Consider the following 26,434-nt stretch of genomic DNA (forward strand, 5'->3'; position numbering starts at 1 on the left):
TTGGTCAGTGGCTAAGAGGCCTGGCTGACCGAACTCATGTTGAAGTCCGTGACACGCACGGGTGGCATCGCGGTGCGGGTGACGTTGTCGCTCCACTCGCGGGGCAGGCAGCGTTCGGTGCGGCCCACCTCGGTGATCCGGTTGAGCAGGTCCACCGGGGACTCGTTGAACCGGAAGTTGTTGACCTCGCCGACGACCTCGCCGTTCTCCACCAGGTACACGCCGTCCCGGGTGAGTCCGGTGAGCAGCAGCGTCGCCGGGTCGACCTCGCGGATGTACCAGAGGCAGGTGAGCAGCAGACCGCGTTCGGTGCGGGCGATCATCTCGTCCAGGGTCGGCGCCGACTCCTGGTCCGCCGTCTCCAGCACGAGGTTGTCGATCGCCGGGCGCAGCGGCAGGCCGGTGAGGGCGGCCGCGTGGCGGCTGGTGATCAGGTCGTTCAGCACGCCCTCGCGGATCCACTCGGTGGCGGCGATCGGCTGGCCGTTGTCGAAGACCGAGTAGTCCCCGCCGGTGGAGTGGGCGAGCACGAACGGCACGGCCTCCAGGCCGGGCTCGTGCGGGTCGGAGCGCAGCGTCAGCGGCAGGCCGCTGAGCTTGTCGCCGAGCCGGGTGCCTCCGCCGGGCTTGGAGAAGACCGTCCGGCCCTCCTGGGCGTCCCGGCCGCCGGAGGACCAGTTGAGGACGATCAGCAGGTCGGCGACGGCCGAGGGCGGCAGCAGCGCCTCGTACCGTCCGGCCGGCAGGTCCACCTTGCGGGCGCCCCAGCCGAGCCGCCTGGTCAGCTCGGCGTGCAGGGCCGCGACGTCGATGTCGGCGAAGTCCCGGGTGGCGGCGCCCACCCAGGCCGAGCCGGACAGGTCGGCGGTCTTGGCGTTGATCTCGACCATGCCGGTGGGCTGGTCGTGGCGCAGCCGCAGGCCGGTGGAGCTGCCCAGGTAGCTGGAGGTCATCTCGTGCCGGGCGAAGCCGTAGAGCAGTTCGCCCTGGGCGGCGGCGCGGGCGAAGGCCTCGCCGAGGGCCGGGCCGAAGGCGTCGAACACCTCGATGGACGTCACCGCGGGCGGCTCGGTGAAGTCCGGCGAGGAGGGCTGGTCGGCGATCAGCGGCTGGGCGTCCTCGGCTGGTCCGGCCGCGCGGGCGGCCTCCTCGGCGGCCCGCACCAGGTCCTCCACCTCCTCCGCGGTGACGGCTTCGCGGGAGACCACGCCGGAGGCGGTGCCCTCGGCGCCGGCCACGGTGGCGATCACGGTGAGACGGCGGCTGCGGGTGACGCCGTTGGTGGTCAGCGCGTTGCCGGCCCAGCGCAGGTTGGCGGTGGACTCCTCGTCGGCGATCACCACACAGCCGTCGGCGCGGGAGAGGCCGAGCGCCAGCTCGACGAGTTCGTGGGGCTGCTTCGCGGTCATCAGTGACCCGCCTCCTGCTGGGTGTTGAGCACGTTGACGTTGCGGAACAGCGCCGACGGGCAGCCGTGGCTGACCGCCGCGATCTGACCGGGCTGCGCCTTGCCGCAGTTGAAGGCGCCGCCGAGGCGGTAGGTCTGCGGGCCGCCGACCGCCGCCATCGAGCCCCAGAAGTCGGTGGTGGTGGCCTGGTAGGCGAAGTCCTTGACCTGGCCGGCGAGTTCGCCGTCCTTGATGGCGTAGGCGCGTTGCCCCGTGAACTGGAAGTTGTACCTCTGCATGTCGATCGACCAGGAGCGGTCGCCGACGATGTAGAGGCCGCTCTCGACCTGGGCGAACAGGCCCTCGGTGTCCGGGCCGTCGGCGGCCGGTTGCAGCGAGACGTTGGCCATCCGCTGCACCGGGACGTGTGCGGGGGAGTCGGCGAAGGCGCAGCCGTTGGAGCGCTCGAACCCCTTCAACCCGGCCATGCCGCGGTCGAGCTGGTAGCCGACCAGGATGCCGTCCTTGACCAGGTCCCAGGACTGGGTGGCCACGCCCTCGTCGTCGTAGCCGATGGTGGACAGGCCGTGCTCGGCGGTGCGGTCGCCGGTGACGTGCATCAGCTCGGAGCCGTACTTGAGCGAGCCGAGCCGGTCGAAGGTGGCGAAGGAGGTGCCGGCGTAGGCGGCCTCGTAGCCGAGCGCGCGGTCCAGCTCGGTGGCGTGGCCGATCGACTCGTGGATGGTCAGCCAGAGGTTGGTCGGGTCGATGACCAGGTCGTAGCGGCCGGCCTCGACGCTCGGGGCCTTCATCTTCTCGGCCAGCAGGACGGGCAGCTCGGCGAGTTCGGCGTCCCAGTCCCAGCCGGCGCCGGTGAGGTACTCGTAGCCGCGGCCGACCGGCGGGGCCAGGGTCTGCATCGAGTCGAAGGCGCCGGTGCGCTCGTCGACCGAGGTGGCCTCCAGGTCGGAGTACACCCGGATCCGCTGCTGGGTGGTCACCGTGCCGGCGGTGTCCGCGTAGAACTTGTTCTCCTGGACGGTCCGCAGGGCCGCCCGGACGTGGGAGACGCCCTCGGCGGCCAGCAGCCGGGAGCTGCGCTCGGCGAGCAGCGCGGTCTTCTCGGCGTCCGGCACCTCGAAGGGGTTGATCTCGTACGCGGAGACCCAGGTGACGTCCCGGTACACCGGCTCGTCGGCCAGCTCGACCCGCTCGGTGGAACCGGCCGCCCGGCTGATCCCGCCGGAGAGGCGGGCCACCGCGACGGCCTGCTCGGCGACCCGGGCCGCCGCGTCGGGGGTGAGGTCGACACCGGCGGCGAAGCCCCAGGCGCCGTCCAGCAGCACCCTGACGGCGAAACCGAGCTGCACGCTGTCGGAGGTGCCGGCCGGACGCGCGTCGCGCAGCCGCCAGGAGGCGCCGCGGATCCGCTCCAGGCGGAAGTCGGCGTGGCTCACGCCCAGCTCGCGGGCCCGGGTGAGCGCGGCGTCGGCGAGGGGGCGCAGCGGCAGGGCGAGGAACAGCGGGTCGACGGCGCGCCCGTGCGGGGCGCCGGAGCGATCGGCCGGAGGGATCGGAGGCAATCGGGCTCCCAGGTCGCGGGGGTGGCGGTGCGGCGCCACAGGGGCGCCCACACCGCATCATTTCCCGTCCACCGGGTTTCCGGCCAGTGCATTTCGACCGGTGCGCTGCGGTTTCGGCCAGTACGGTTCGGCCGCCGATTCCCGCTTCCGGTCCCCGCTGCCCGGGGGTGTCGGCACGGGCCGTCAGGCGACGGTCTCCCACCAGCCGTCCAGCTCCGGCGGGTTGTCGACGTCGACCCGCTCGCCGGGGCGCGGGACGGCCAGCGGGACGGCCTGCCTCTTGGCCGCCGTCACCAGCCGCTCGATCGGCTCGGCCCACGGGTGCAGGCCCAGGTTGAAGGTGCACCAGTGGACGGGCACCAGCAGGCCGGCGGTCAGGTCCTTGTGCGCGAGGACGGCGTCCTCGGGGGTCATGTGGATGTCCGCCCAGGCCGCGTCGTAGGCGCCGATCTGGACCAGCGCGGCGTCGAACGGGCCGTGCTGCTCGCCGATCCGGGCGTAGCCCTCGAAGTAGCCGGAGTCGCCGGTGTAGAAGACCTTGCGGCTCGGGCCGGCGATCACCCAGGAACCCCACAGCGTGGTGTTGCGGGTCAGCCCGCGGCCGGAGAAGTGGTGCGCCGCGGTGAGGGTGAGCACCAGGTCGCCCAGGGTGCAGGTCTCGTCCCAGTCCAGCTCGATGATCCGGTGCTCGGGGACGCCCCAGCGGCGCAGGTGGGCGCCGATGCCGAGCGGCACCGCGAAGGGCGCGGACTGGCTGCGCACCAGGCGCTTGACCGTCACCATGTCCAGGTGGTCGTAGTGGTCGTGCGAGATCAGCACCGCGTCGACCTGCGGCAGCTCCTCCAGCTCGACCGGCACCGGGTGCAGCCGCTTGGGGCCGACGTGCGCGGCGGGGGAGCAGCGGTCGCTCCAGACCGGGTCGAGCAGCACCCGGAAGCCCTCGATCTCCACCAGCGCGGAGGCGTGGCCGTACCAGGTGACCTCCACGCCCTCGGCGGCCGGTCCGGGCGGGGTCGCGGGGCGGACGGTCGGCACCGGGTGGGCGGGGACGCGGCCGGCCCGCTCGAACAGCATCCGGCGGGCGGTGGCGCCGTCGAAGCCGGGGGCGTCGGCGGCGCGGGCGAGCGCGGAGGGCGCGTTGTGGAAGACACCGTCGCGGTACTGCGGGGAGTTGCGCACCCGCTCCTCGCGCTCGCCGTCCGGCCGTCGCCCGAACGCCGCAGGCAGGTCGCGCAGCGACCAGACGGTCGCGCCCAGGCCGGCCGCCAGCGCGGTGAGGGCCAGCAGTCGTCCGCCTCGGTGGGTGCTCCCGGGCCGTGCCTTGGTCATCCGCTCTGCCTTCGTCGCTCGCCGGGATGGTCGGGAATCGGTACGGCAGGTCCCGGGCCGGCCCGCACCACGGGGGCAACGGGTGTGCCCGCCCGTGTTGTTCCCGTACAGTCGCCCCGATCCGGGCAGCGCCCGGGCCTGGGCGATGTCCGCCGCCGGGACGGAACGGGCGGGCACGGATTGTCGGATTGCGACAGATCCGCCGGGAAGGCGCTGTGGGAGCCCGATGCGCCGCCGCCGCCGACCGCCCGATAGCGTCACAGTGCGTACGCATTCCGACGTACGCGCTCACACACGGAGAGAGGTGGATCGTTGAGCCGCTCGGTTCTCGTCACCGGAGGAAACCGGGGCATCGGCCTCGCGATCGCCCAGGCCTTCGCCGAAGCGGGCGACAAGGTGGCCGTCACCAGCCGCTCGGGCGAGGTGCCGGAGGCGCTGGCCAAGTACGACGTCCTCGCGGTCCGCTGCGACATCACGGACTCCGCGCAGGTCGACGCCGCCTTCACCGAGATCGAGCAGAAGCACGGTGCGGTCGAGGTTCTGGTCGCCAACGCGGGCATCACCAACGACACCCTGCTGCTGCGCATGTCCGAGGAGGACTTCACCTCCGTCGTGGACACCAACCTGACCGGCACCTTCCGGGTGGTCAAGCGCGCCTCCAAGCTGATGATGCGTGCCAAGAAGGGCCGCGTCGTGCTGATCTCGTCCGTGGTGGGCCTGTCCGGCTCCCCGGGCCAGGCCAACTACGCCGCCTCCAAGGCCGGCCTGGTCGGCTTCGCCCGGTCGCTGGCGCGCGAGCTCGGCCCGCGCAACATCACCGTCAACGTGGTCGCCCCCGGCTTCGTCGACACCGACATGACCGCCGTGCTCAGTGACGAGCGCCGCGCGGAGATCGTCGCGGGCGTGCCGCTGGGCCGCTACGCGGCGCCCGCCGAGGTCGCCTCCACCGTGCGGTTCCTCGCTTCGGACGAGGCCGCGTACATCACTGGAGCCGTCATTCCCGTCGACGGCGGATTGGGCATGGGTCACTGATCATGAGCGGAATCCTCGAAGGCAAGCGGATCCTGATCACCGGTGTGCTGATGGAGTCCTCCATCGCCTTCCACACCGCCAAGCTCGCGCAGGAGCAGGGTGCGGAGATCATCCTCACCGCCTTCCCGCGTCCGAGCCTGACCGAGCGGATCGCCAAGAAGCTGCCGCACCCGGTCAAGGTGCTGGAGCTGGACGTCTCCAACGCGGAGCAGCTGGCCGGCATCGCCGACCAGGTCCGCGAGCACCTGCCGACCCTGGACGGCATCGTCCACTCGATCGGCTTCGCTCCGCAGGACGCTCTGGGCGGCAGCTTCCTGGACACCCCGTGGGAGTCCGTGGCCACCGCGATGCACGTCTCGGCGTACTCGCTGAAGTCGCTGACCACGGCGCTGCTGCCGCTGATGCAGGACGGCGGTTCGGTGGTCGGTCTGACCTTCGACGCCCAGTTCGCCTGGCCGCAGTACGACTGGATGGGCCCGGCCAAGGCCGCCCTGGAGTCGACCAACCGCTACCTGGCGCGTTACCTGGGCGAGCGGGACATCCGCTGCAACCTGATCTCGGCCGGTCCGATCGGCTCGATGGCCGCCAAGTCCATCCCGGGCTTCGGCGAGCTGGCCGACACCTGGAACCACCGCTCCCCGCTGAAGTGGGACCTGAGCGACCCGGAGCCGGCCGGCCGCGGCATCGTCGCGCTGCTGTCGGACTGGTTCCCGAAGACCACCGGCGAGATCATCCACGTCGACGGCGGTCTGCACGCCATCGGCGCCTGACGCTCCGCCCGTACGCCGCTGCCCGGCCCTCCCTCGTGGGGGTGCCGGGCAGCGGCGTTTCGTTCTCGTCTCGGCCGGGGATCCAGGGCGGGCCTGGGCTCCCGGCCGGGATCCCCGGCCGGGGTTGGGGTCGGGATCGGGGCCGGGCGCGTCGGGCTTGAGGGCGGGCCTGGTGTCGGCGCGCGGGCGGTCAGACCTCAGCGGTGGCGCAGACGCCGATGGCGCGGCCCGCCTCGACCGAGGCACGCTGGGCGTCGCCGGCCCGGATGGCCTCCAGGATGCCGTGGTGGCCGATGTAGCGCTCGGCGATCAGCTCGGGGCCGACGTCGTGCCGCAGGTGCTCGCGGGTGACCTCACCGAGGTCGGCGTACACGGCGAGCAGGACGTCGTTGTGGGCGGCGGCCACCACGGCCTGGTGGAAGGCAGCGTCGGCCTGGATGAAGTCCTCGGCCTCGCCGGAGTGCCAGGCGGCCTCCCGGCGGGCCAGCGCGCCGTCCAGCAGCTCCAGGTCGCGCGCGGTGCGGCGCTGGGCGGCGAGGCCCGCCGCCGAGGTCTCCAGCGCCGCCCGCAGCTCGGCGATCTGGGCCTGCTCGGCGTCGGCGAAGCGGCGGTGCATCACTCCGGCCAGCTCGCTGGTGGCCAGCACGTACGTGCCGGAGCCCTGCCTGATGTCGAGCAGGCCGTTGTGGGCGAGGGCGCGGACGGCCTCGCGGACGGTGTTGCGGGCGACGCCGAGCTGTTCGACCAGGGCGGCCTCGGTGGGGATGCGCGAGCCGACCGGCCACTCCCCGGAAGTGATCTGGGCACGCAGCTGTGCGATCACCTGGTCGGACAGCGGGGTGCGCCTCGGCGAGGACAGCGCCACGGGGACTCCTTGCGACTACGGCTCGGGTGGGGCCTGGTGGGAGGTGGCCGGTGGATGAACGGTCGGCACATCATGCCAAGTACAAGGTGCATCAATTCATCCCATCATTCTATGATGTCGCTCATGCCCGCAGCAGACACCACCGCTTCCACCCCGACCGACACCCGGCGGCCGCCGGCCGAGCGGCCCGCCGCCTCAGGCTCCGCCAAGTACCTGGGCTGGCTGTTCGCCGTCGCGATCGCCGCCGCAGCCTTCAACCTGCGCCCCGTGGTCACCAGCCTCGGGCCGCTGCTCGACCAGGTCCGCGCCGACCTGGGAATGAACCCGACCCTCGCCGGGCTGCTCACCGCCGTCCCGTCGCTGTGCTTCGCGCTGTTCGGCTTCGCCGCGCCGGCCGCGGCCCGCCGGATCGGCCCCATCGCGGTGATCACGGCTGGCATGGGCGCGATCGCCGCGGGCGTGCTGGCCCGCTCCTTCGCGGGTGGCACCGCGGTCTTCCTGCTGCTGACCGCGCTCGCGCTGGCCGGCGTCGCGGTCTCCAACGTGCTGCTCCCGGTCGTGATCAAGCGCTACTTCCCGGAGAAGGTCGGTCCGATGATCGGCCTGTACTCCATGGCGCTGTCCGCCGGCACCGCGCTGGCCGCGGCCGTCACCGTGCCGCTGACCAGCGCGTTCGGCGGCGACTGGCGCTACGGCCTGGGCGTCTGGGCAGCGCTCGCCGCGCTCGCGCTGCTGCTCTGGCTGCCGGTGCTGATCGCCAAGCGCGAGCGCGGCGAGCGGGCGGGCGGCAACGCCGTCCCGGCCAAGCTGCCGATCACCCGCAGCCGTACGGCCTGGGCGCTGGCCGGCTTCTTCGGCCTCCAGGCCAGCGGTGCGTACATGGTGATGGGCTGGCTGCCGAAGATCTTCCAGGACGCCGGCATCGACAAGGGCACCTCCGGGGTGCTGCTCGCGGTCACCATGGTGATCGGCGTGCCGGTCTCCTATGTCCTGCCCAACCTCGCCGCCCGCCGCGGTGACCAGCGGCCGTTCGTGGTCGTGCTGGCCTCGTGCGGCATCGCCGGCTACGCCGGGCTGGCGCTCGCCCCGGCCGGCGCGCCGTGGGTCTGGGCGGTCCTGGTGGGCCTGTCCAACTGCGCCTTCCCGCTGGTGCTGACGATGATCGGACTGCGCGCCCGGACGGCCGGCGGCGTCGCACAGCTGTCCGCCTTCGCGCAGGGGATCGGCTACCTGATCTCCGTTCCCGGCCTGATCCTGATCGGCCGGATCTACGACGTCACCGGCCAGTGGTACTGGCCGCTGGGCTTCCTGGCCCTGCTGCTGGTGCCGCAGATGCTGTTCGGCCTGCGCGCGGCGCTGGCGCGGTACATCGAGGACGAGGCGGTGCACCCGGGGGAGCAGACCAGGGCGTGACGTCCGACGGGGGTGTGTGACGCCGGGGACCGCACGCGGCGGTGAAGGGCGAGGACCGACGGGGAAGGTCAAGGCCTGGCCAAGGCGGTGGGGCCAGCGGACGGCGGGCGCGTTCGGGATGGGAGAATTCCGGACATGCCCGTTCTCGATCCTGATCCCACCGACGGCCGCAAGCAGCTCGGCCGCATCGCCCTCGCCTTCGGTGCCATCGTGGTGCTGGTGGCGATCATCGCCACCGTCGCGGCCACGATGGGCTGAGGGATTCCGTACGCCACCTGATGCCCTGGTGAACGGGGCTTGGTGAGACTCCTCGTCCCTCGGAGTGGTGGCATCCGGGAGCATCGCGCCGCCGGGCCGCTTTTCTGCCAAGCTTGCTGGGTATGAGCGCCGACACGCCCCGCAGGATCATCGTTCTCCGCCATGCCAAGGCCGACTGGCCGAACGGTGTGGACGACCACGAGCGGCCGCTGGCCGACCGGGGCCGACACCAGGCTCCGGACGCCGGCCGCTGGCTGGTCGACTCCGGCATCAACCCCGACTACGTGCTCTGCTCCACCGCGCTGCGCACCCGCGAGACCTGGAAGCTGGCGGCGCACGAGCTGCCCAAGCGGGCCCGCAAGACGGTGTACGAGGACCGGGTCTACGAGGCCAGCCCCGGTGAGATCATCGCCGTGCTCCAGGAGACTCCGGAGGAGTTCTCGGACCTGGTTCTGGTCGGCCACAACCCGGGTGTGCTGGGTCTGACCCAGGTGTTGGCCGGGGACGCGGGCGACCGGGACGCGCTGGAGCGGCTTCGGCTCGGGGGCTTCCCGACGGCGGCGATCGCCGTGCTCAGCTTCAGCGGCTCCTGGAAGGGCGTCGAGCCGGGCGTGGCCCAGCTGGTCTCGTACTACACGCCGCAGGACTGATCCCGGGAACGTACGTGAGGGGCGCGCGGACTTGATCCGCGCGCCCCTCGTGTACGTCCGAAGGCCCTCTTCGAGCGGGCCTCACTCCATCGGCCGTGGCCGGGCCGGCCCTTACTCGGTCGGGGTGCCGTGCAGCGCGTCGGCCGCCTCGACCTCCTCGCGGGTGATGCCCAGCAGGTACAGCACGGTGTCCAGGAACGGCACGTTCACCGCGGTGTCGGCGGCCTCGCGCACCACCGGCTTGGCGTTGAACGCCACCCCGAGGCCGGCCGCGTTCAGCATGTCCAGGTCGTTGGCGCCGTCGCCGATCGCCACCGTCTGCTCCAGCGGCACCTTCGCCTGCTCGGCGAAGCGGGCCAGCCAGCGTGCCTTGCCCGCCCGGTCCACGATCTCGCCGACCACCCGGCCGGTGAACCTGCCGTCCACCACCTCCAGGGTGTTCGCGGCCGCGAAGTCCAGCCCCAGCTGCTCCACCAGGTGGTCGGTGACCTGGGTGAAGCCGCCGGACACCACCGCGACCTGGTAGCCGAGGCGCTGGAGGGTGCGGATCAGGGTGCGCGCGCCCGGCGTGAAGCGGACCTCGGCGCGGACCTTCTCCGTCACCGAGGCGTCCAGCCCGGCCAGCAGCGCCACCCGGGCCCGCAGCGACTCGGCGAAGTCCAGCTCGCCGCGCATCGCCGCCGCCGTCACCTCGGCGACCTTCTCCTCGCAGCCCGCGTGGGCGGCGAACAGCTCGATCACCTCGTCCTGGATGAGCGTGGAGTCGACGTCCATGACCACCAGGCGCTTGGCCCGGCGCTCCAGCCCGGCCGCGACCACCGCGACGTCCACCCGCTGGGTGGCCGCCTCCTGGGCCAGCGCGGCCCGCAGCTCGTCGGTGGCGACACCGGAGACGGCCAGCTCGACCGCCGTCACCGGGTACTTGGCGAGCCTGAAGACACGGTCGATGTTGCCGCCCGAGGCGGTGATCCGGGAGGTGAGCGCGGAGACGGCGGCGGCCGTCAGCGGGTTGCCGAGCACCGTGACGTGCGAGCGGCCCTCACGGCGCGGCCGGTTGTCACCGATGCCGGAGAGGATCTCGGCCTGGAGCTTCTGCTCGTCGGCCCAGCGGTGGACGGTGGCCCGCAGCCCGCCCTCGGCGCCGGGTGTGGGGGGCTGGGTGACCAGGGCGCACAGCGTGATGCGGCCACGGGTGACGACCTGCTCGATGTCGATGACGTCGACGCCGAAGCCGGCCAGTGTCGCGAAGAGGCCGGCGGTGATGCCGGGGCGGTCCTTGCCGAACACCTTGACGAGCAGGGTGCGCTCGTCCGCGGTCCGGTGCTGGGCGGCGGGGAGGGGCTCAGCGGCCAGGGGCGATGCGTTCATGGTGCCTCCCACGCTACCGGGCGCTCGACGGCCCGGGGGCACCCGTCCCACCTCGCGGGACGCCACGGGTCCGGCTCGGTAGCAGCCTGGTCACAGTCACCCGGGCCGACTTTCATCGGCGGTCGGCGGGCTGGAATGATTCCCCCCGTCAATCACAGGAACATCGCACCCCTGGCCGGGGGCAACAATTCGGGGGAACCGAGAGAGCGGGGCAGGCGCGCAGTGCCGCAACTCGTCATTGAGATCAACGGACAGCAGCGGACTCTGGAGCCGGGGCGGTCCTACACCATCGGGCGCAACCCGCAGTCCGACTTCCCGTTCGACGACGCCAGGGTGTCCTGGCAGCACGGGACCATCAGCTTCAACGGCAGCGGTTGGCAACTGGACGACCACGGCAGCACCAACGGAACGTACGTGGCCGGCGCCCGCACCATGCAGGCCCAGCTGTTCCCCGGTGCCGTGGTCAACCTGGGCAACCCGGAGAACGGCCCCCGGCTCGGCTTCTCCGCACCCGCGCACGCCGCTGCTCCGCAGACCGCCCCGATGCACGAGGCCACCACCAGCCGTGGTCCGGTGCCCACGCCCCAGCAGCCCGCTCCGCAGCAGGGCTGGCCGCAGCACGAGCCGTACCAGCAGCCGCAGCAGGCCTGGCCGGGTCAGCCGCAGGCCCAGCCGCCGTTCCCGCAGCAGCAGTACGCGCCGCCGCAGGCCCAGCCGGCCCCGCAGCCGCAGCCCCAGCACGGTGGCTTCCCGCAGCAGCAGGGCTTCCAGGGCCCGCCGCAGCAGGGTGGCGACGGGCCGCAGCCGACCATCATCCGCAACCTGACGTCGGCGATGCGCACCGTCCGGATCGGTCGTGCGCTCGACAACGACATCGTGGTGTCCGACCTCCAGGTCTCCCGCCACCACGCCGAGCTGCGTCAGCTCCCGGACGGCCGCTACGAGATCGTCGACCTCGGCAGCCACAACGGCATCTTCCTCAACGGTCAGCGGGTACAGCGTCAGCTGATGGGCCCGCAGGACCGGCTGACCGTCGGCCACTCCGGCTTCGTCCTGGTCGGCGACCAGCTCCAGGAGTTCGTCGACACCGGCGCGGTCTCCTTCTCCGCCCGCCACCTGACCGTCGAGGTCGAACACAAGGGCGGCAAGAAGATCCTGCTCAACGACGTCAGCTTCGGCGTCCCGGAGAAGTCCCTGGTCGCGGTCATCGGCCCGTCCGGCTCCGGCAAGTCCACGCTGCTGCGCGCCCTCACCGGGTACCGCCCGGCCGACCGCGGCGAGGTCCTGTACGACGGCCGCAACCTCTACAAGCAGTTCGCCGAGCTCCGCTCGCGCATCGGCCTGGTGCCGCAGTCCGAGATCCTGCACCGCGAGCTCACCGTCCGAAAGGGCCTCAAGTACGCGGCCCGACTGCGCTTCCCCGGCGACACCGAGGCGCGCGAGCGCGAGGCCCGGATCGACGAGGTGCTGTACGAGCTGCGCCTGGACAAGCGTGCCGACAACAAGATCACCGCGCTCTCCGGCGGCCAGCAGAAGCGTGTCTCGGTCGCCCTGGAGTTGCTCACCAAGCCCTCGCTGATCTTCCTGGACGAGCCCACCTCGGGCCTCGACCCGGGCATGGACCGTGAGGTCATGCAGATGCTGCGAGGCCTCGCCGACGACGGCCGCACCATCCTGGTCGTCACCCACTCGGTGGCCGAACTCGCACTGTGCGACCGGCTGCTCGTGATGGCGCCGGGCGGTTCGGTGGCCTACTTCGGCCCGCCGGACGAGGCACTGCACTTCTTCGGGTACGAGACCTGGGCGGACGTCTTCCAGGCCTTCGAGAACTACCCGGACCACGACTGGGCCGGTCGCTACCGGGGCTCGGTGCACTACCAGCAGTACTCCGCACCCACCGTGGAGGCGGGCGAGGTGCAGCACGTCCAGGTCGCGCAGGAGGCCGTCAAGCCGCCGAAGCCGCAGAGCTGGGGCTCGCAGCTGTGGACCCTGATGCGCCGCTACATGTCGGTGCTCGCCTCGGACCGGGGCTTCCTGGCACTGTCGGTGCTGCTGCCTGCGGTCATCGGCGCGGTCAGCGTGCTGATCCCCAATGAACCGGGGCTCGCACCCAACCCGAAGACGCAGCTCCACCTCAACAGCGGGGCCGCGACGATCATGCTGATCCTGGCGATCGGCGCCTGCTTCTCCGGTGCGGCCAACTCGGTCCGTGAGTTGATCAAGGAACGGGCGATCTACGAACGGGAACGGGCCACCGGCCTGTCTCGCTCGGCGTACATGATGTCCAAGATCATTGTGCTGGGTATCTTCAGCGTGATCCAGGGCGCGATCATCTCCGCCGTCGGCTTCCTGCCGCGCAAGCTCCCCGAGCACGGCCTGATCGTCAGGAACCTGCCGATCATCGAGATGACCATCGGCATGATCCTGCTCAGCTTCGCTGCGATGATGTTCGGTCTGATGATCTCCGCGCTGGTGAAGACCGCCGAGAAGACCATGCCGCTGCTGGTCATGTTCGCCATCGTCCAGGTCGTCTTCACCGGCTGCCTCTTCCAGATCTTCAGCAAGCCCGGTCTGGAGCAGATCGCCTGGCTGATGCCGGCCCGTTGGGGCACCGGCATCGTGTCCACCACGCTCGACCTGTCCACGCTCATGGGCCCCTGGAACAAGGACTTCCAGAACCCCAACTACGACCCGCTCTGGAAGCACAGCGTCGCCCAGTGGGCGATCGACGCGGGCGTGCTGATCGCCATCTCGATCGTCATCGGCGTCCTCGTGACCCGGCTCCAGCGCCGGCACGAGCCCGAGGTCATGCAGAAGGGCTGACCCCTTCTCCGACAGCAGGCCGAGGGGCGGCTCTCCCACTGGGGAGGGCCGCCCCTCGGCGTTCCGGGCGGTCTCCCGAGGCTCCGGGTGGGCCCTGCGGCCTAGGTCCCCGGACCTGGGCCCGGGGCGGCCGCGGACGGACGCGGCGGTCGTGACGGCGGCGGTAGGTTGGCGGTATGCCCAGCACCACCGGAGACCACCGTGCCCACCGGGGCCCGCTGTCCGCCTGCGAACCGTGTCTGTCCGGGATCGAGGCCGTCAGCCAGGCGCTGCTCGCCATGAGCCGGCACCTGGAGGTCCGCGAGGTGCTGCGCCGCATCACCGCCTCGGCCCGGGGTCTGCTCGGCGCCGAGTACGCGGCCCTGGGCGTGCCCGACGACCACGGAGGCTTCGCCCAGTTCGTGGTCGACGGTGTCACCGACGAGCAGTGGCGGGCGATCGGCCCGCTGCCCCGGCAACACGGCGTGCTCGCGGCCATGCTGCACGAGACCGGCCCTACCCGGCTCGTGGACGTCCGCAAAGCACCCGCCTTCGAAGGGTGGCCCGCGGCCCACCCCGATATGGACGCCTTTCTCGGTATGCCGATCCTGGACACCGACGCGGCCGAAGACGAGCCGCAGGTGATGGGCGTCATCTTCCTCGCCAACAAGCGAGGCGGGGGCCTCTTCACCGACCACGACGAGGAACTGCTGCGGATCCTTGCCGCGCACGCCGCCCTCGCCCTCTCCAACGCCCGGCTGTACGAACGCAGCCGCGAGCTCACACTGGCCGGCGAGCGTGCCCGGATCGCCCATGACCTGCACGATGCCGTCTCGCAGAAGCTCTTCTCGCTCCGGCTCACCGCCAAGGCGGCCGCCAAGCTCGTCGACCGTGACCCGGCCCGGGCGCGCGCCGAGCTTGCCGAGGTCGCCCGGCTGGCCGCCGAGGCCGCCGACGAACTGCGCGCCGTCGTCGTGGAACTGCGTCCCGCCGCCCTGGAGGAGGACGGGCTGAGCGCCACTCTCGCCTCCCAGGTACAGGTCCTCGACCGGGCGCACACCGCCGATGTCGTCTTCGCCGCCGACGGCGTCCGGGCGCTGCCGCCCGCTCAGGAGGCTGCGCTGCTGAGAGTCGCCCAGGAAGCGCTGCACAATGCGCTGCGCCACTCCGGCGCCCGCCGGGTCACCGTCACCCTGGCCGGGACGCCTGTGCGCGGTGCGGTGCTGCGCGTGCACGACGACGGGCGCGGCTTCGATCCAGAGTCCGTCCGTCGGGCCGGCCGCCACCTCGGCCTGGCCTCGATGCGCGACCGCGCGGCCGCCGTCGGCGGCACGCTCACCCTGGAGTCGGCCCCCGGCCGGGGGACGCTCGTCGAGATGGAGGTCCCCGGTGCCTGAGAGCACACCGTCGATCCGTGTCCTGCTGGTCGACGACCACCAGGTGGTTCGACGAGGGCTACGCACCTTCCTGGAAGTTCAGGACGACATCGACGTGGTCGGGGAGGCCGCCGATGGGGCGGAGGGCGTCGAGCGGGCCCGTGAACTCGACCCTGACGTCGTCCTGATGGACCTCAAGATGCCCGGCGTCGACGGCATCGAGGCGCTGCGCACGCTCAAGGGGGAGGGCAGCCGCGCCCGGATCCTGATCGTCACCAGCTTCACCGAGCACCGCACGATGGTTCCCGCGCTGCGGGCCGGTGCGGCCGGGTACGTCTACAAGGACGTGGACCCGGAGGCGCTGGCCGGGGCGATCCGTTCGGTGCACGCCGGCCACGTTCTGCTCCAGCCTGAACTGGCCGAGGCTCTACTTTCCGACGATGGCCCGCGCGCTCCACAGGGCCGCGGCGGCACGCTCACAGAGCGCGAGCGCGAAGTGCTCGGTCACATCGCCGATGGCCGCTCCAACCGGGAGATCGCCCGCAGCCTGCACCTCTCGGAGAAGACGGTGAAGACCCATGTGTCCAACATCCTCATGAAGTTGGACCTGGCCGACCGCACCCAGGCAGCACTCTGGGCCGTTCGCCACGGCGAGACCCGCGAGGGGTAGTGCGCTGGGGGCGCGGGGAGTTGGTGCGGACGCCGTGCCGATCGGCAGGTTTTCGGCCAGGACAGGCGTCAAACGGGGGTCCTGCATGTGCTGTTCGGCAGGGATCGCCGGAATTGGGGCGATGTGTAGTCAGTCGGCTGTGCCAGGCTGATCGCCGACACCGATCCCGAGGGAGGGCCGGATGAACGCGATGTGCAGTGAGTGCGGGCCTGTCGTACCGGCCCATGAACTTGAGTTGACGTGCCGCATGTTCGATGAGCCTCCGATGTCCGGGCCTGGGTCGCAACCGATTGCCGAGGGCGGAAATCGAGGACGGGAGCCAGGTGGACGCTCGTCCGGGTGCCAGGCGGCGAGAGTAGATGTCCGCGCAGCCGAGGCCATCGAGCGTGGAGCGAGCTTGGTTCGGGAGGCAGTCCGAGAGCGGGACGCCTACGGGCCGGAGCTGCTGAGGCGCCGGCTCCGGATGCGGCGTTGGCAGTTCAACCTGGCACGGGAACGTGAACTGATCCCAGAGCCGGACCTCGAAAACGGCACCTGGTCGGCCCTCGTCGAGGCGCAGCTGAAGGCCCGTGCCGAGGAGATCATCCTCGCGCTGGGCGCTGTGCCTCCAGTGGGGGTGGCCAAAGCAGCCACGGTTCTGGGCCATACCACCGGCCTGTTGGTGATCGCCGAAGACATCAGGCGGCTTGCCGCCGCAGGGGAGCTGCGCCCCTGCGGCGGATATCGAGGCTGGCCGACATACAGCCGGGAGGCCTTGGCCGCCGTCCCACGTGCCGCGGTGGAGCAGGTCGTCAGGAAACGTATGCACAAGGCTGCGGCCACGGCGCGGGCCGCCTCCGAGGCGGCGGAGCAACGGCTTGCGGAGAGCTACTCGGTGGAGGAGGCAGCCGAAGTCCTGGGGTGGTCCCGGTGTCGGCTGTCAGCAGCTACGGCGCAGGGAAGCCTGGCCGCCGGGCCCGACGGCAGGTACGAGCGCGCCGAGGTAATCGCGCTCGCCGCCGACCCCGGGAGCCGGCACCTCTCAGCGGTCGTCTCGCTCGTCGACGAGGGCGTTGTAGGCGGCCACCTGGGCACGTCGGGCCGTGCGCCGCAGCGGGGCCAGGAGGGACTGGCGGGCCGCCATCTCGGAGGCGCTGACGGCAGCGCCGTGGCTGCCGGAGGCGATGGCGAGCAAGGCGGATACCTGGCGGGCCGACTCCAGCACACGGACGGCCCGGGGTGGGTAGCCGGGGGCGAGCAGCTTGCTGTGTCCTCGACGGCGGTAGGCATCGAGGGCGCGCAGGGCCTCGGGCCCGGCGCCAGCCACGTTGAGGCGGGTGAGCATGACGGTCGCCTCGCGCAGCCCGTCCGCCAGCTCACGTTCCGCCTCGTTCAGAGAGGGCACGTCCGCCGGCGGTGTGTCGTTGACCTCGGAACAGCGCCACAGCACGGTTGCCGAGCGGTCTCCAACCGGGCCGTACACCTCCACCTCCGGCACCAGGCCGAGCGGTGCGCCCACGGCCAGGACGGCCTCACCCGCACTCATGGCCTGCTCGTTGAAGGCCTTCGGGCCGGTCAATCCGAGCGGGTGCCCGGCTGAGGGCAGAGCGAGACGCAGGCCCTTCACGCCGAGCACCCGCAGCCGCCCCAGCGCCCAGGTCAGCCCGTGCTGTTCGCCAGGCTCGTCACCGGGCAGATCGGTAACCCGGTGGATCTCGTCCGCACCCAGGACAGCCGCAGCGGCGTCGTCCGGCGGCACCAGGCCGGCCAGCAGGGCGTTGCCCCATGCGGTGAGCCGCCCCGAACGGGGCTCTTCGTACGGATTGTCGGCAGGAGTCGCGAGCATCCGGCCAGCCTACGGAATCGGCGGTCATCCGCGTGGCGTAGGTTTGCCCATGCGTGTGCGGCGCACCCACCCCGTGCCCACCGGCTGCCGGAGTAGGCCCGCCGCCCGCACCGACGGCCGAGAATCTTGTTTTTGGGGAAGGCATAGGCATGAGCGACGTGCTGGAGCTGGTGGACGTATCCGTGGTCCGGGAGGGGCGCGCGCTGGTCGACCAGGTCTCGTGGTCCATCTCCGAGGGCGAGCGTTGGGTCATTCTGGGCCCGAACGGCGCCGGCAAGACCACGCTGTTGCAGATCGCCTCCTCGTACCTGTTCCCGACCTCGGGCAAGGTCACAGTGCTGGGTGAGAAGCTCGGTGAGATCGACGTCTTCGAGCTGCGTTCCCGGATCGGCCTGGCCGGCGCCGCCATGTTCGACAAGCTGCCGGCCGAGCAGACCGTGCTCCAGACCGTGCTCACCGCCGCGTACGGCATGACTGTCAGCTGGCAGGAGACCTACGAGCAGTCGGACGAGGCCCGTGCCCTCGCCCTGCTCGACCGCCTCGGCATGGCCAACCTCACCGACCGCAAGTTCGGCACCCTCTCCGAGGGCGAACGCAAGCGCACCCTGATCGCCCGCGCCCTGATGACCGACCCCGAGCTGCTGCTGCTTGACGAGCCCGCCGCCGGCCTGGACCTCGGCGGCCGTGAGGACCTGGTCCGCCGACTCGGCGCGCTCGCCCAGGACGAGTTCGCTCCGGCAATGGCGATGGTCACCCACCACGTCGAGGAGATCGCGCCGGGCTTCACCCATGTCATGATGATCCGTCAGGGGAAGGTGCTCACTGCCGGCCCGATCGACACCGAGCTGACCGCCCGCAACCTCTCCAAGTGCTTCGGCCTGCCGCTCACCCTGGAGCGGCACGGAGACCGCTGGTCGGCCCAGGGTCTGCCGCTGGGCTGAGGCCCCGTCCGTTGGTTCATCCGGAACGCCGTCGGAACCGGTCGCACACGCGACCGGTTTCCGCCCCTCGACCTGCGGGAACTGTCCGCTTCGAAGGCCTTCGCTCCCTAGGATGGATGTGTGGACAGCTGGATCTGGTGGCTTCTGGCCGCCGCAGGGCTCGGCATACCGCTGGTGCTCACCGCGATGCCGGAGTTCGCCATGTTCGCGGTCGGGGCGCTGGCCGCCGCCGGTGTGGCCGCGCTGGGCGGGGGAGTGGTCCTGGAGACCGTGACCTTCGTCGTCGTCTCGGTCGCACTGGTGGTCTTCGTCCGCCCGATCGCCTATCGGCAGCTTCAGAAGGGCCCGCAGGTCAAGATGGGCATCGAGGCGCTCCAGGGCGCCACCGCGGTCGTCGCGGAAACCGTCGACGGGGAGGGCGGGCGGATCAAGCTGAACGGTGAGATCTGGTCGGCCCGTGCGCTCCATCCGGGCCAGGTGTACCAGCCCGGGCAGCAGGTCGACGTCGTCGAAATCCAGGGCGCGACCGCCCTGGTCGTCTAGGGGAGAGTCCGTGGAACCCGTCCTTATCGTTTTGGTCGTCCTGGTCGTGGTGGCCTTCATCGCGCTGATCAAGACGATCCAGGTCATCCCGCAGGCCAGCGCCGCGATCGTGGAGCGCTTCGGCCGCTACACCCGGACGCTCAACGCAGGGCTGAACATCGTCGTCCCGTTCATCGACCGGGTCCGCAACCGGATCGACCTGCGCGAGCAGGTCGTGCCGTTCCCCCCGCAGCCGGTGATCACCCAGGACAACCTGGTCGTCAACATCGACACCGTCATCTACTACCAGGTGACCGACCCCCGCGCCGCGACGTACGAGGTCGCCAGCTACATCCAGGCGATCGAGCAGCTGACCGTCACCACGCTGCGCAACATCATCGGCTCGATGGACCTGGAGTCCACCCTGACCTCGCGCGAGGTCATCAATGCCGGCCTGCGTGGCGTCCTGGACGAGGCCACCGGCAAGTGGGGCATCCGGGTCAACCGCGTCGAGCTGAAGGCGATCGAGCCGCCGACCTCCATCCAGGACTCGATGGAGAAGCAGATGCGCGCCGACCGGGACAAGCGCGCTGCGATCCTCACCGCCGAAGGCCAGCGCCAAGCCCAGATCCTCAAGGCCGAGGGTGAGAAGCAGGCCGAGGTGCTCAAGGCCGAGGGTGAGGCGCAGGCCGCGGTCCTGCGCGCGGACGGTGAGGCGGCCGCGATCCGGACGGTCTTCGAGGCCATCCACGACGGCGACGCCGACCAGAAGCTGCTCGCCTACCAGTACCTCCAGACTCTGCCCGAGCTGGCCAAGGGCGACTCCAACAAGCTCTGGATCATCCCCAGCGAGGTGGGCGACGCGCTCAAGGGCCTCGGCGGCGCCTTCACCGGCCTGACCGGCGGGGTGAACGGCGGCGCGGTCGCGGCGCCCAGCGTTCCGCAGGCTGCCCCCGCGGCCACCCAGGTGCCGCTGGACCCGGCGTCCGGCCCGCGGCCGGTGGACACCGAGAAGGGCGCCGCCCGTCCCCGGGTGGACCCGGCGCGGGAGTACCCGAAGATCGACCCGGAGTGATCGGTCGAACCTGCTTCGCCGCGGGCCTGCTGCCAAGAGGTGGCGGGCCCTCGGCCTTTCGCGGTGCCGAATCGTGCCTACCGGGCGCTGTGGCGTGCGTCCCGAATCGTGGGCGGGTCTGGTCGGCCCGCAAGGCCGTCCGGCATGATCCCCTCGGACAGGACCGAGAGGAGAGGTGACCCATGACGCTCTGGGAGTCGATCGCCGTCCTGGTGGCCGGCGTCGGCGCCGGGATGATCAATGTGATCGTCGGCTCCGGCACCCTGATCACCTTCCCGGTTCTGCTCGCCGTGGGTATCCCTCCGGTCACCGCCAACGTCTCCAACTCCTTCGGCCTGGTCCCCGGCTCGCTCAGCGGCGTGATCGGGTACCGCCGCGAACTGGTCGGCCAGGGCCGCCGCGTGCTGCGCATGGGCATCGCGTCACTGCTCGGCGGGCTGGTCGGCGCGATGCTGTTGATCAAGCTGCCGAGCGGGGCCTTCGACGCGATCGTCCCGGCGCTGATCCTGCTCGCGCTCGTCCTGGTGGTGATCCAGCCCCGGGTGGCCAAGGCCGTCGCCGCCCGTCGCCGCCCCGGCGGCGATCCGGACGGCAGCCAGGTGCTGCTGGCCGGGGTGTTCCTGACCGGCATCTACGGCGGCTACTTCGGCGCCGCGCAGGGCGTGCTGCTGATGGCGCTGATGGGCATGCTGCTCCAGGACGACCTCCAGCGGATCAACGCGGTGAAGAACGCCCTGGCGATGATCGTCAACGCAGTCGCCGCGCTCTTCTTCCTCTTCACCTCGACCGTGAACTGGGCCGCCGCCGGTCTGATCGCGGCGGGCTCGCTGGTCGGAGGCCTGCTCGGCGCCAAGGTCGGCCGCCGCCTCCCGCCGACCGCGCTGCGCGGGGTCATCGTGGTGGTCGGCCTCGTGGCCGTCACCAAGCTGTTGCTGAGTTGAACGAACGTCAGACCGTACGCAGGTCGGAGGAGTACGCCATGGCCCTGGAGATGCGTGAGAGCTGCGAGCGCTGCGCGGTGTCGCTGAGCGCGGACGGCCGCGCCTCGATATGTTCCTACGAGTGCACCTTCTGCACGGACTGCACAGAGGCCATGGCCGCCGCCTGCCCCAACTGCGGCGGCGAGCTCGTGGCCCGTCCGCGTCGGAAGGCCGCCTGACACCGGAACCCCGGACATCCCGGAACCCCGGACATCCCGGAACCCCGGACATCCCGGAATCCCGGCACCCCCGACCCACCAGGAGCGCGGCGATGACCAGCAGGGCACGGCTGAACGAGGACGAGATCACAGCGGCCCTGGCGGCGCTGCCCCAGTGGACGCGGGAGGGCGACAGCATCGCCCGCAGCGCCGACGCCCCGGACTTCCCGGCGGCGATCCGGGTGGTCGTTGCCGTCGCCGAGCAGGCCGAGGCGCTCGACCACCACCCTGACATCGACATCCGCTGGCGCACTCTGCGTTTCGTCCTGTCCACCCACAGCGCCGGCGGCCTCACCGGGCTGGACTTCACCCTCGCCGCCCGGATCGACGGGGCCCTGCGCGCCGAGTCGGCAGCCTGACGCGACGCCACCGAGGAGCCCGGGACCGTACGACCGAGGGCCCGGGCCGCGTCACCGGGCGGGCGTGAGATGCTGACTGCCGCATCGGCAGACAGGCGGCTCGGGAGGGACGGAACGGATGGCGCAGGAGCCCTTCGGAGACGCCCACTCCCCGCAGCCGTGGTCGCCCTCGGGCCACTCGGACTGGCAGAACGGCGGGTACACCGAGCAGCAGCAGACACCGCAGCAGCCGTCGCAGTGGCAGCCGCAGCCGGGCTACGCCTCGGCCGAGTACGGGCAGCAGCAGCCGCAGTTCGGCCAGGGCGCCCACGGGCACACCGGCTACGACCAGACCGGCTATGACCAGAGTGGGTACCACCAGGGCGGGTACGGCCAGGTCGGCTATGGCGAGGGCGGCTACGCCCAGGACCAGTACGGCGGACAGGAGCAGTACCAGCCGTATCCGCAGTACCCGGACCACGCGCAGCAGCACCAGGCGTACGCGACGTACGCCACCATGCAGCAGCCCGCCGAGGAGGGGCTGTACGTCCCGGCGGGGGCGGGGTACTCGGCGGACGGCTACGTGCACGTCGAGGAGGCCGAGCCGGCGCCGGCGCTCGTCCCCGAGAAACCTGCGGAGACTTCTCCGGAGCAGGCTCCCGTGCCGCAGGCCGGGACCGCCGCGCCGTCGCGGGCCGCTGCCCGTCGAGGTGCCGGCGGCGGTGCCGGTGCCGGTGCTGGGGAGGGCTCCGGCTCCTCGCTTTCCGCCAAGGCCCGGAAGGCCGCCGACGCGGTGCTGACAGGGGAACACGTGCCCAGCCGCAAGGCCCTGCTGGTGCGGACCGGCGCCGGGGTGGTCGCGCTGGGAGTGCTGGTGGCGGCCGGGCTGATGGTCGGCACCGAGGGCGGTGGCAGCGCGGCGGCGAGCAGCAGTGGTGAGCCGGGCTTCGCGGTGGCGCACACCCGGGCGTGGGCCGCGCAGCCCGCCGCGGCCGGTTCCTCCGCGGGCGACGACACTCTGATCGGCAGCTGGCTGCTGGCCGACGTGGTGGTCCGGGCCGACGGCTCCGGGGTGCACGCGTACGACCGGGCGGGTGGCAAGCCGACCTGGTCGGTGGAGCCGCCGGCCGCAGGGGCCGTCCCGTGCGGGCTGTCGGCGGGGGTGAACCAGGCGGGCCTGGGCGCGGCGCTGTTCCGTCCGCAGCCCGATCCGAAGAGCCCCTGCACGCTGGTGGCCGCGGTGGACAGCAAGACCGGCAAGACCGCGTGGACCAAGACCCTCTCGGACACCAAGGGCGGCTACTCGGCCCGGGTCGGCGTCACCGAGGACAAGGTGGTCGCCGTCGGCGACGACCGCGTGCTGGCCTGGGAATCGGCCGACGGGAAGGACGTCTGGCAGTACACCGGGCAGGGCAAGTTCTGCACCCTGTCCGGCGGCGTCAGCGGCAAGACCGTGCTTGTCGCCTCCTCCTGCGCCGACTCGACCCCCGCCGACCAGGCCGTGGCGCTGAACATCCTGGACGGCAAGGTCGGCTGGTGGCGGGGCCTGAACAACCAGCCGAAGACGGTGACCGTGTTGTCCGCCGAGCCGTCCGTGGTCCTCACCACCGGGGAGAAGCCCGAGGCCGACCGGGTGTTCGCCTGGGGCGCGGGCGGCGACCCAGCCGCCGAGATCCCGGTGGCCGTCGACGGCGGTCGGCTGGACGTCGCGCACGGTGCGTTTTCGGCCACTCCCGGCGTGTACTTCGAGGGCCGCACGATGGTCACCACCCTGGCACCGCCGAACGGCGGCGGGCCGGTGGCCGCGGTCGGCTACGACCTGGACACCGGCAAGCAGCGCTGGAAGGTGCCGACCGCCGCCAAGGGCGCCGTCCGGGCGGTCGGCATCGACGGCGGGTCGCTCGTGCTGGCCGCCGACGAACGCCGCGACCAGCCCGCCCGCCTCAGCCGGTTCCCGCTGGCGGGCGGCCGGGAGGCGATCGGCGGCAACTTCCCGCCCGGCACCGGCTCGCTGCTGATCTCCGGACGGGTGCTGATCGGCGGCGGGCAGGTGGTCGTGGTACCCGAGCACTCGACCAACTACGGCACGGCGGCGGGGTACAAGGCGAAGGACTGAGGCCTTCCGCCCTGGTCCACGCCCATGCCGCCCCCACCCGCCGCCGTCCTGACAATGAGAGTTTCCTCAGGTTGAGAGCGTCCTCGCTCCCGGGAACCGCCTCACGCGGCGGAGACGGGCCGGCCCGGTACGGTCGGCAGCCAGTCGGCGAGGTCCCGGACCTCCGAGCTGCGCAGACCGAGCGCCAGCATCAGGCTGGCCTGCGGCGTCGGCACGAACGGGCGGCGCAGTAGCTTCATCCCGGCCTGCTCCGGCGTGCGGTCCGCCTTTCGCTGGTTGTCCTCCGGGCACGCAGCTACGGTGTTCATCCAGCTGTCGGCACCACCGCGCGACTTGGGCTGGAGGTGGTCCACCGTGGTGGCCCGCCGGCCGCAGTACGCGCACAGGTGCTGGTCCCGGGCCAGGACGCCCCGCCGCGACCACGGAGCCTGTTGTCGGAATGGCACCCTTACGTACCGTTGCAGTCTGATCACCCGAGGCACCGGGACGGCCACGCCCGTTCCCCGGATCGAGCGCAGCGGATGCGCCTGCTCCACCACCGCCTTGTCCTGGAGCACCAGGACGACGGCGCGCTGGAGCGACACCGTCGTCAGGGGCTCGTAGCTCGCGTTCAGAACCAGCGTGTTGCGCACTCGGCACACCCTTCCCGCGGGCGTGCCACGGCGGCACGACCGTCTCCACACACGTCACTGCCGCCGCACGGCGGTGGAACCACTCTGAATGGGCCCGCAGCCGTCGAACAACGGAATTTCCGGTATCGGGGAGGGACCCGCGAGGGCGGGCCACCCGACCCGGGGGTGCCTCGGGGAAAACTCGCTGGCCGGAACCGCGTAGGCTCTAACAGGCTGGAGTCGTATCGACCCGGGGCCCGACCGAATCGGGCCGGCACCGGGCGGACGCCCGATCGAAGGAGAAGCGTGACCGTGACGGACATCGTCGACGAGCTGCGGTGGCGAGGGCTGATCGCCCTGTCCACTGACGAGGACGCACTGCGCAAGGCGTTCGCGGACGGCCCGGTCACGTTCTATTGCGGCTTCGACCCGACGGCCCCCAGCCTGCACCTGGGCAACCTGGTGCAGATCCTCACCATGCGCCGCATCCAGCAGGCGGGGAACCTCCCGCTCGGCCTGGTCGGCGGTGCCACGGGCCTGATCGGCGACCCGAAGCCCACTGCCGAGCGGGTGCTCAACGATCCCGAGACGGTGGCCGGCTGGGTCGAGCGCCTGCGCGGCCAGATCTCGCGCTTCCTCGACTTCGAGGGCCCGTACGCGGCGCGGATGGTCAACAACCTGGACTGGACGTCCGGGATGTCGGCCATCAGCCTGCTGCGTGACGTGGGCAAGTACTTCCGGGTCAACAACATGATCGCCAAGGAGGCTGTCGCTCGACGGCTCAACTCCGACGCAGGCATCAGCTACACCGAGTTCAGCTACCAGATCCTCCAGGGCATGGACTACCTGGAGCTGAACCGCCGCTACGGCTGCGCCCTGCAGACCGGTGGCAGTGACCAGTGGGGCAACCTGACCGCCGGCACGGACCTGATCCGCAAGGCCGACGGCAAGTCCGTCCACGCGCTGGCCACGCCGTTGATCGTCAAGGCCGACGGCACCAAGTTCGGCAAGACCGAGTCCGGCACGGTCTGGCTCGACCCCGAGCTGACCACCCCGTACGCGTTCTACCAGTTCTGGCTGAACGCGGACGACCGGGACATCCCCAACTTCCTGCGGATCTTCAGCTTCCGCTCGAAGGAGGAGATCGAGGAGCTGGAGCGCGAGACCACCGAGCGCCCCGCTGCCCGCCTTGCCCAGCGTGCCCTTGCCGAGGAGCTCACCACCCTGGTGCACGGCGCGGAGCAGTACGAGCGCGCGGTCGCCGCGTCCAAGGCGCTGTTCGGCCAGGGCGACCTCGCCGACCTCGAGGCCGCGACTCTGGCCGCCGCCCTGGCCGAGGTCCCGAAGGCTGAGGTGTCCGAACTCCAGACGGTGGTCGACCTGCTGGTCGCCGTCGGCCTGTCGCCGAGCCGCTCGGCTGCCCGCCGGACGATCAAGGAGGGCGGTGCGTACCTCAACAACGTCAAGGTGACGGACGAGGAGGCGGTGCCGACCGAGGCCGACCTGCTGCATGGCCGCTGGCTCGTGCTGCGGCGCGGCAAGCGGAACCTGGCGGCGGCGGAGCTGGTTGCCGCCGGCTGACGGGTCTACGGACCGGCCGGCCTGAGGCCAGGCTGAAAGTGCACCCGCTCTGAGCTGCGGCTTTGAGCAACGAGGGCCGGATCTGGACAGATCCGGCCCTCGACGTTTGACGATGTCGGCCGGGTGGCCTAGTGTTGAACGAGTCGCTGGAGCGGCCACCTCACTCAGCACAACCCACTCTCACTCTGATCCCCATGAAAATTGGGCACTTCGGCGTTCCCGCCAATCAGGTGAGTGTGAATTCCGAGTAACACTCGGAATGCGCTAGTGTGGTGGATGTCGCAAAAAGCGGGCCCGACCAGTTCGGGAAGTTGGGTGAATGAAACTCCGGAAAACGGAGCGGAAAACGTCTGATAAGCTGGAAACGCGAAAGAACGAAGCCCGGAGGGCCTGCTGGAAGGCGGTCCGAAGGAAGCGTCCGTTCCTTGAGAACTCAACAGCGTGCCAAAAGTCAACGCCAGATATGTTGACATCCCCGGCCTCGGTCGTTTGATCGGGGTTGGAGATTCCTTTTGAAATAACACTAGCGAGGACGCAGTGCGCGGGGCCGCCTTATTCCGGTGGTTGCCGTGCCGCTCAACGCGGGTGTGAACCGGCCCTGCTTTATGTCGGGGCCGAGTAAACATTCACGGAGAGTTTGATCCTGGCTCAGGACGAACGCTGGCGGCGTGCTTAACACATGCAAGTCGAACGGTGAAGCCCTTCGGGGTGGATCAGTGGCGA

General features: G+C 71.2%; 23 protein-coding genes and 1 rRNA gene. 17 read left to right on the forward strand and 7 right to left on the reverse strand.

Annotation, left to right across the window (positions count from 1 at the left end):
* Window positions 1–11: 11 nt before the first annotated feature.
* The 3 genes from KS423_RS03545 to KS423_RS03555 all read right to left on the reverse strand — a co-directional run bounded on the left by KS423_RS03545 (window position 12) and on the right by KS423_RS03555 (window position 4,300).
* Window positions 12–1,409: a metallopeptidase TldD-related protein gene (locus KS423_RS03545; RefSeq protein ID WP_224274691.1), complete on the reverse strand. Its 1,398-nt coding sequence runs from the start codon at window positions 1,407–1,409 to the stop codon at window positions 12–14.
* The gene (locus KS423_RS03550; protein WP_224274744.1) at window positions 1,409–2,962 is read right to left on the reverse strand and encodes a TldD/PmbA family protein; all 1,554 of its coding nucleotides are present in this window, start codon (window positions 2,960–2,962) and stop codon (window positions 1,409–1,411) included. Before KS423_RS03550 ends, KS423_RS03545 begins: the two co-directional genes overlap by 1 nt.
* A 192-nt stretch (window positions 2,963–3,154) precedes the next feature.
* Window positions 3,155–4,300, reverse strand: a complete 1,146-nt coding sequence (locus KS423_RS03555; protein WP_224274693.1) for an MBL fold metallo-hydrolase — start codon at window positions 4,298–4,300, stop codon at window positions 3,155–3,157.
* 312 nt (window positions 4,301–4,612) lie between these two features.
* Between KS423_RS03555 and fabG the strand changes: the two genes are divergently transcribed.
* Complete coding sequence (gene fabG / locus KS423_RS03560; protein ID WP_224274695.1) at window positions 4,613–5,332, forward strand: 3-oxoacyl-[acyl-carrier-protein] reductase; 720 nt, start codon at window positions 4,613–4,615, stop codon at window positions 5,330–5,332.
* 2 nt (window positions 5,333–5,334) lie between these two features.
* The gene (gene fabI, locus KS423_RS03565; RefSeq protein WP_224274697.1) at window positions 5,335–6,102 is read left to right on the forward strand and encodes an enoyl-ACP reductase FabI; all 768 of its coding nucleotides are present in this window, start codon (window positions 5,335–5,337) and stop codon (window positions 6,100–6,102) included.
* A 190-nt stretch (window positions 6,103–6,292) separates the two neighbouring features.
* Here the strand turns inward: fabI and KS423_RS03570 are convergent, their stop codons facing one another.
* Window positions 6,293–6,967, reverse strand: a complete 675-nt coding sequence (locus KS423_RS03570; protein WP_224274699.1) for a FadR/GntR family transcriptional regulator — start codon at window positions 6,965–6,967, stop codon at window positions 6,293–6,295.
* 114 nt (window positions 6,968–7,081) lie between these two features.
* On the opposite strand from KS423_RS03570, the gene KS423_RS03575 reads away from it, so the two are divergent.
* The 3 genes from KS423_RS03575 (at window position 7,082) to KS423_RS03580 (ending at window position 9,288) form a co-directional block, all read left to right on the forward strand.
* The gene (locus KS423_RS03575) at window positions 7,082–8,380 is read left to right on the forward strand and encodes a CynX/NimT family MFS transporter (protein ID WP_374119896.1); all 1,299 of its coding nucleotides are present in this window, start codon (window positions 7,082–7,084) and stop codon (window positions 8,378–8,380) included.
* Window positions 8,381–8,515: 135 nt separating this feature from the next.
* A complete protein-coding gene (locus KS423_RS47165) occupies window positions 8,516–8,638 on the forward strand; it encodes an SGM_5486 family transporter-associated protein (RefSeq protein WP_263454436.1) in 123 nt (40 codons plus the stop codon).
* A 122-nt stretch (window positions 8,639–8,760) separates the two neighbouring features.
* Window positions 8,761–9,288, forward strand: a complete 528-nt coding sequence (locus KS423_RS03580; RefSeq protein ID WP_224274702.1) for a histidine phosphatase family protein — start codon at window positions 8,761–8,763, stop codon at window positions 9,286–9,288.
* 111 nt (window positions 9,289–9,399) lie between these two features.
* Here the strand turns inward: KS423_RS03580 and serB are convergent, their stop codons facing one another.
* Window positions 9,400–10,656, reverse strand: coding sequence for a phosphoserine phosphatase SerB (gene serB, locus KS423_RS03585; protein ID WP_224274704.1), 1,257 nt, complete (start codon window positions 10,654–10,656; stop codon window positions 9,400–9,402).
* Window positions 10,657–10,878: 222 nt separating this feature from the next.
* On the opposite strand from serB, the gene KS423_RS03590 reads away from it, so the two are divergent.
* From KS423_RS03590 to KS423_RS03600, 3 genes are all read left to right on the forward strand, one after another.
* A complete protein-coding gene (locus tag KS423_RS03590) occupies window positions 10,879–13,479 on the forward strand; it encodes an FHA domain-containing protein (RefSeq protein ID WP_224274706.1) in 2,601 nt (866 codons plus the stop codon).
* A 278-nt stretch (window positions 13,480–13,757) separates the two neighbouring features.
* Window positions 13,758–14,855, forward strand: a complete 1,098-nt coding sequence (locus KS423_RS03595) for a GAF domain-containing sensor histidine kinase (protein ID WP_224274745.1) — start codon at window positions 13,758–13,760, stop codon at window positions 14,853–14,855.
* Entirely contained in the window at window positions 14,848–15,504 is a 657-nt protein-coding gene (locus KS423_RS03600; RefSeq protein ID WP_224274708.1) for a response regulator transcription factor, read from the forward strand. Before KS423_RS03595 ends, KS423_RS03600 begins: the two co-directional genes overlap by 8 nt.
* A 1,021-nt stretch (window positions 15,505–16,525) precedes the next feature.
* Here KS423_RS03600 and KS423_RS03605 read toward each other — a convergent pair.
* Window positions 16,526–17,329 (reverse strand): hypothetical protein, encoded by an 804-nt coding sequence (locus KS423_RS03605; RefSeq protein WP_224274710.1) that lies wholly within the window; start codon window positions 17,327–17,329, stop codon window positions 16,526–16,528.
* Window positions 17,330–17,478: 149 nt separating this feature from the next.
* Here KS423_RS03605 and KS423_RS03610 point away from each other — a divergent pair, with 149 nt between their 5' ends.
* The 7 genes from KS423_RS03610 (at window position 17,479) to KS423_RS03640 (ending at window position 23,519) form a co-directional block, all read left to right on the forward strand.
* Entirely contained in the window at window positions 17,479–18,270 is a 792-nt protein-coding gene (locus tag KS423_RS03610; RefSeq protein WP_224274712.1) for an ABC transporter ATP-binding protein, read from the forward strand.
* Between the two features lie 120 nt (window positions 18,271–18,390).
* The gene (locus KS423_RS03615; RefSeq protein ID WP_224274714.1) at window positions 18,391–18,813 is read left to right on the forward strand and encodes an NfeD family protein; all 423 of its coding nucleotides are present in this window, start codon (window positions 18,391–18,393) and stop codon (window positions 18,811–18,813) included.
* Window positions 18,814–18,823: 10 nt separating this feature from the next.
* A complete protein-coding gene (locus KS423_RS03620; RefSeq protein ID WP_224274716.1) occupies window positions 18,824–19,867 on the forward strand; it encodes an SPFH domain-containing protein in 1,044 nt (347 codons plus the stop codon).
* A 182-nt stretch (window positions 19,868–20,049) separates the two neighbouring features.
* Entirely contained in the window at window positions 20,050–20,808 is a 759-nt protein-coding gene (locus KS423_RS03625; protein WP_224274724.1) for a sulfite exporter TauE/SafE family protein, read from the forward strand.
* Between the two features lie 38 nt (window positions 20,809–20,846).
* The gene (locus KS423_RS03630) at window positions 20,847–21,026 is read left to right on the forward strand and encodes a DUF1272 domain-containing protein (protein WP_224274767.1); all 180 of its coding nucleotides are present in this window, start codon (window positions 20,847–20,849) and stop codon (window positions 21,024–21,026) included.
* A 92-nt stretch (window positions 21,027–21,118) separates the two neighbouring features.
* Window positions 21,119–21,424, forward strand: a complete 306-nt coding sequence (locus KS423_RS03635; protein ID WP_224274726.1) for a 4a-hydroxytetrahydrobiopterin dehydratase — start codon at window positions 21,119–21,121, stop codon at window positions 21,422–21,424.
* A 118-nt stretch (window positions 21,425–21,542) separates the two neighbouring features.
* Complete coding sequence (locus KS423_RS03640; RefSeq protein ID WP_224274728.1) at window positions 21,543–23,519, forward strand: PQQ-binding-like beta-propeller repeat protein; 1,977 nt, start codon at window positions 21,543–21,545, stop codon at window positions 23,517–23,519.
* 101 nt (window positions 23,520–23,620) lie between these two features.
* Here the strand turns inward: KS423_RS03640 and KS423_RS03645 are convergent, their stop codons facing one another.
* Window positions 23,621–24,151, reverse strand: a complete 531-nt coding sequence (locus KS423_RS03645; RefSeq protein WP_224274729.1) for an HNH endonuclease — start codon at window positions 24,149–24,151, stop codon at window positions 23,621–23,623.
* Between the two features lie 291 nt (window positions 24,152–24,442).
* Between KS423_RS03645 and tyrS the strand changes: the two genes are divergently transcribed.
* Both tyrS and KS423_RS03655 read left to right on the forward strand, forming a co-directional pair.
* On the forward strand, window positions 24,443–25,711 hold the full coding sequence (gene tyrS / locus KS423_RS03650) for a tyrosine--tRNA ligase (RefSeq protein ID WP_224274768.1): 1,269 nt from the start codon (window positions 24,443–24,445) through the stop codon (window positions 25,709–25,711).
* 625 nt (window positions 25,712–26,336) lie between these two features.
* Window positions 26,337–26,434, forward strand: a 16S ribosomal RNA gene (locus KS423_RS03655); the annotation flags it as partial.

The organism is Streptomyces sp. LS1784, assembly GCF_020103755.1.
Taxonomy (GTDB): domain Bacteria; phylum Actinomycetota; class Actinomycetes; order Streptomycetales; family Streptomycetaceae; genus Kitasatospora.

Bases quoted from the DNA above. Each gene is read 5' to 3' on its own strand.
- KS423_RS03545 (WP_224274691.1), bottom strand. From the start codon at position 1,409: ATGACCGCGAAGCAGCCCCACGAACTCGTCGAGCTGGCGCTCGGCCTC.
- KS423_RS03555 (WP_224274693.1), bottom strand. From the start codon at position 4,300: ATGACCAAGGCACGGCCCGGGAGCACCCACCGAGGCGGACGACTGCTG.
- fabI (WP_224274697.1), top strand. From the start codon at position 5,335: ATGAGCGGAATCCTCGAAGGCAAGCGGATCCTGATCACCGGTGTGCTG.
- KS423_RS03575 (WP_374119896.1), top strand. From the start codon at position 7,082: ATGTCGCTCATGCCCGCAGCAGACACCACCGCTTCCACCCCGACCGAC.
- KS423_RS47165 (WP_263454436.1), top strand. From the start codon at position 8,516: ATGCCCGTTCTCGATCCTGATCCCACCGACGGCCGCAAGCAGCTCGGC.
- KS423_RS03580 (WP_224274702.1), top strand. From the start codon at position 8,761: ATGAGCGCCGACACGCCCCGCAGGATCATCGTTCTCCGCCATGCCAAG.
- serB (WP_224274704.1), bottom strand. From the start codon at position 10,656: ATGAACGCATCGCCCCTGGCCGCTGAGCCCCTCCCCGCCGCCCAGCAC.
- KS423_RS03595 (WP_224274745.1), top strand. From the start codon at position 13,758: ATGAGCCGGCACCTGGAGGTCCGCGAGGTGCTGCGCCGCATCACCGCC.
- KS423_RS03605 (WP_224274710.1), bottom strand. From the start codon at position 17,329: ATGCTCGCGACTCCTGCCGACAATCCGTACGAAGAGCCCCGTTCGGGG.
- KS423_RS03610 (WP_224274712.1), top strand. From the start codon at position 17,479: ATGAGCGACGTGCTGGAGCTGGTGGACGTATCCGTGGTCCGGGAGGGG.
- KS423_RS03625 (WP_224274724.1), top strand. From the start codon at position 20,050: ATGACGCTCTGGGAGTCGATCGCCGTCCTGGTGGCCGGCGTCGGCGCC.
- KS423_RS03630 (WP_224274767.1), top strand. From the start codon at position 20,847: ATGGCCCTGGAGATGCGTGAGAGCTGCGAGCGCTGCGCGGTGTCGCTG.
- KS423_RS03635 (WP_224274726.1), top strand. From the start codon at position 21,119: ATGACCAGCAGGGCACGGCTGAACGAGGACGAGATCACAGCGGCCCTG.
- KS423_RS03640 (WP_224274728.1), top strand. From the start codon at position 21,543: ATGGCGCAGGAGCCCTTCGGAGACGCCCACTCCCCGCAGCCGTGGTCG.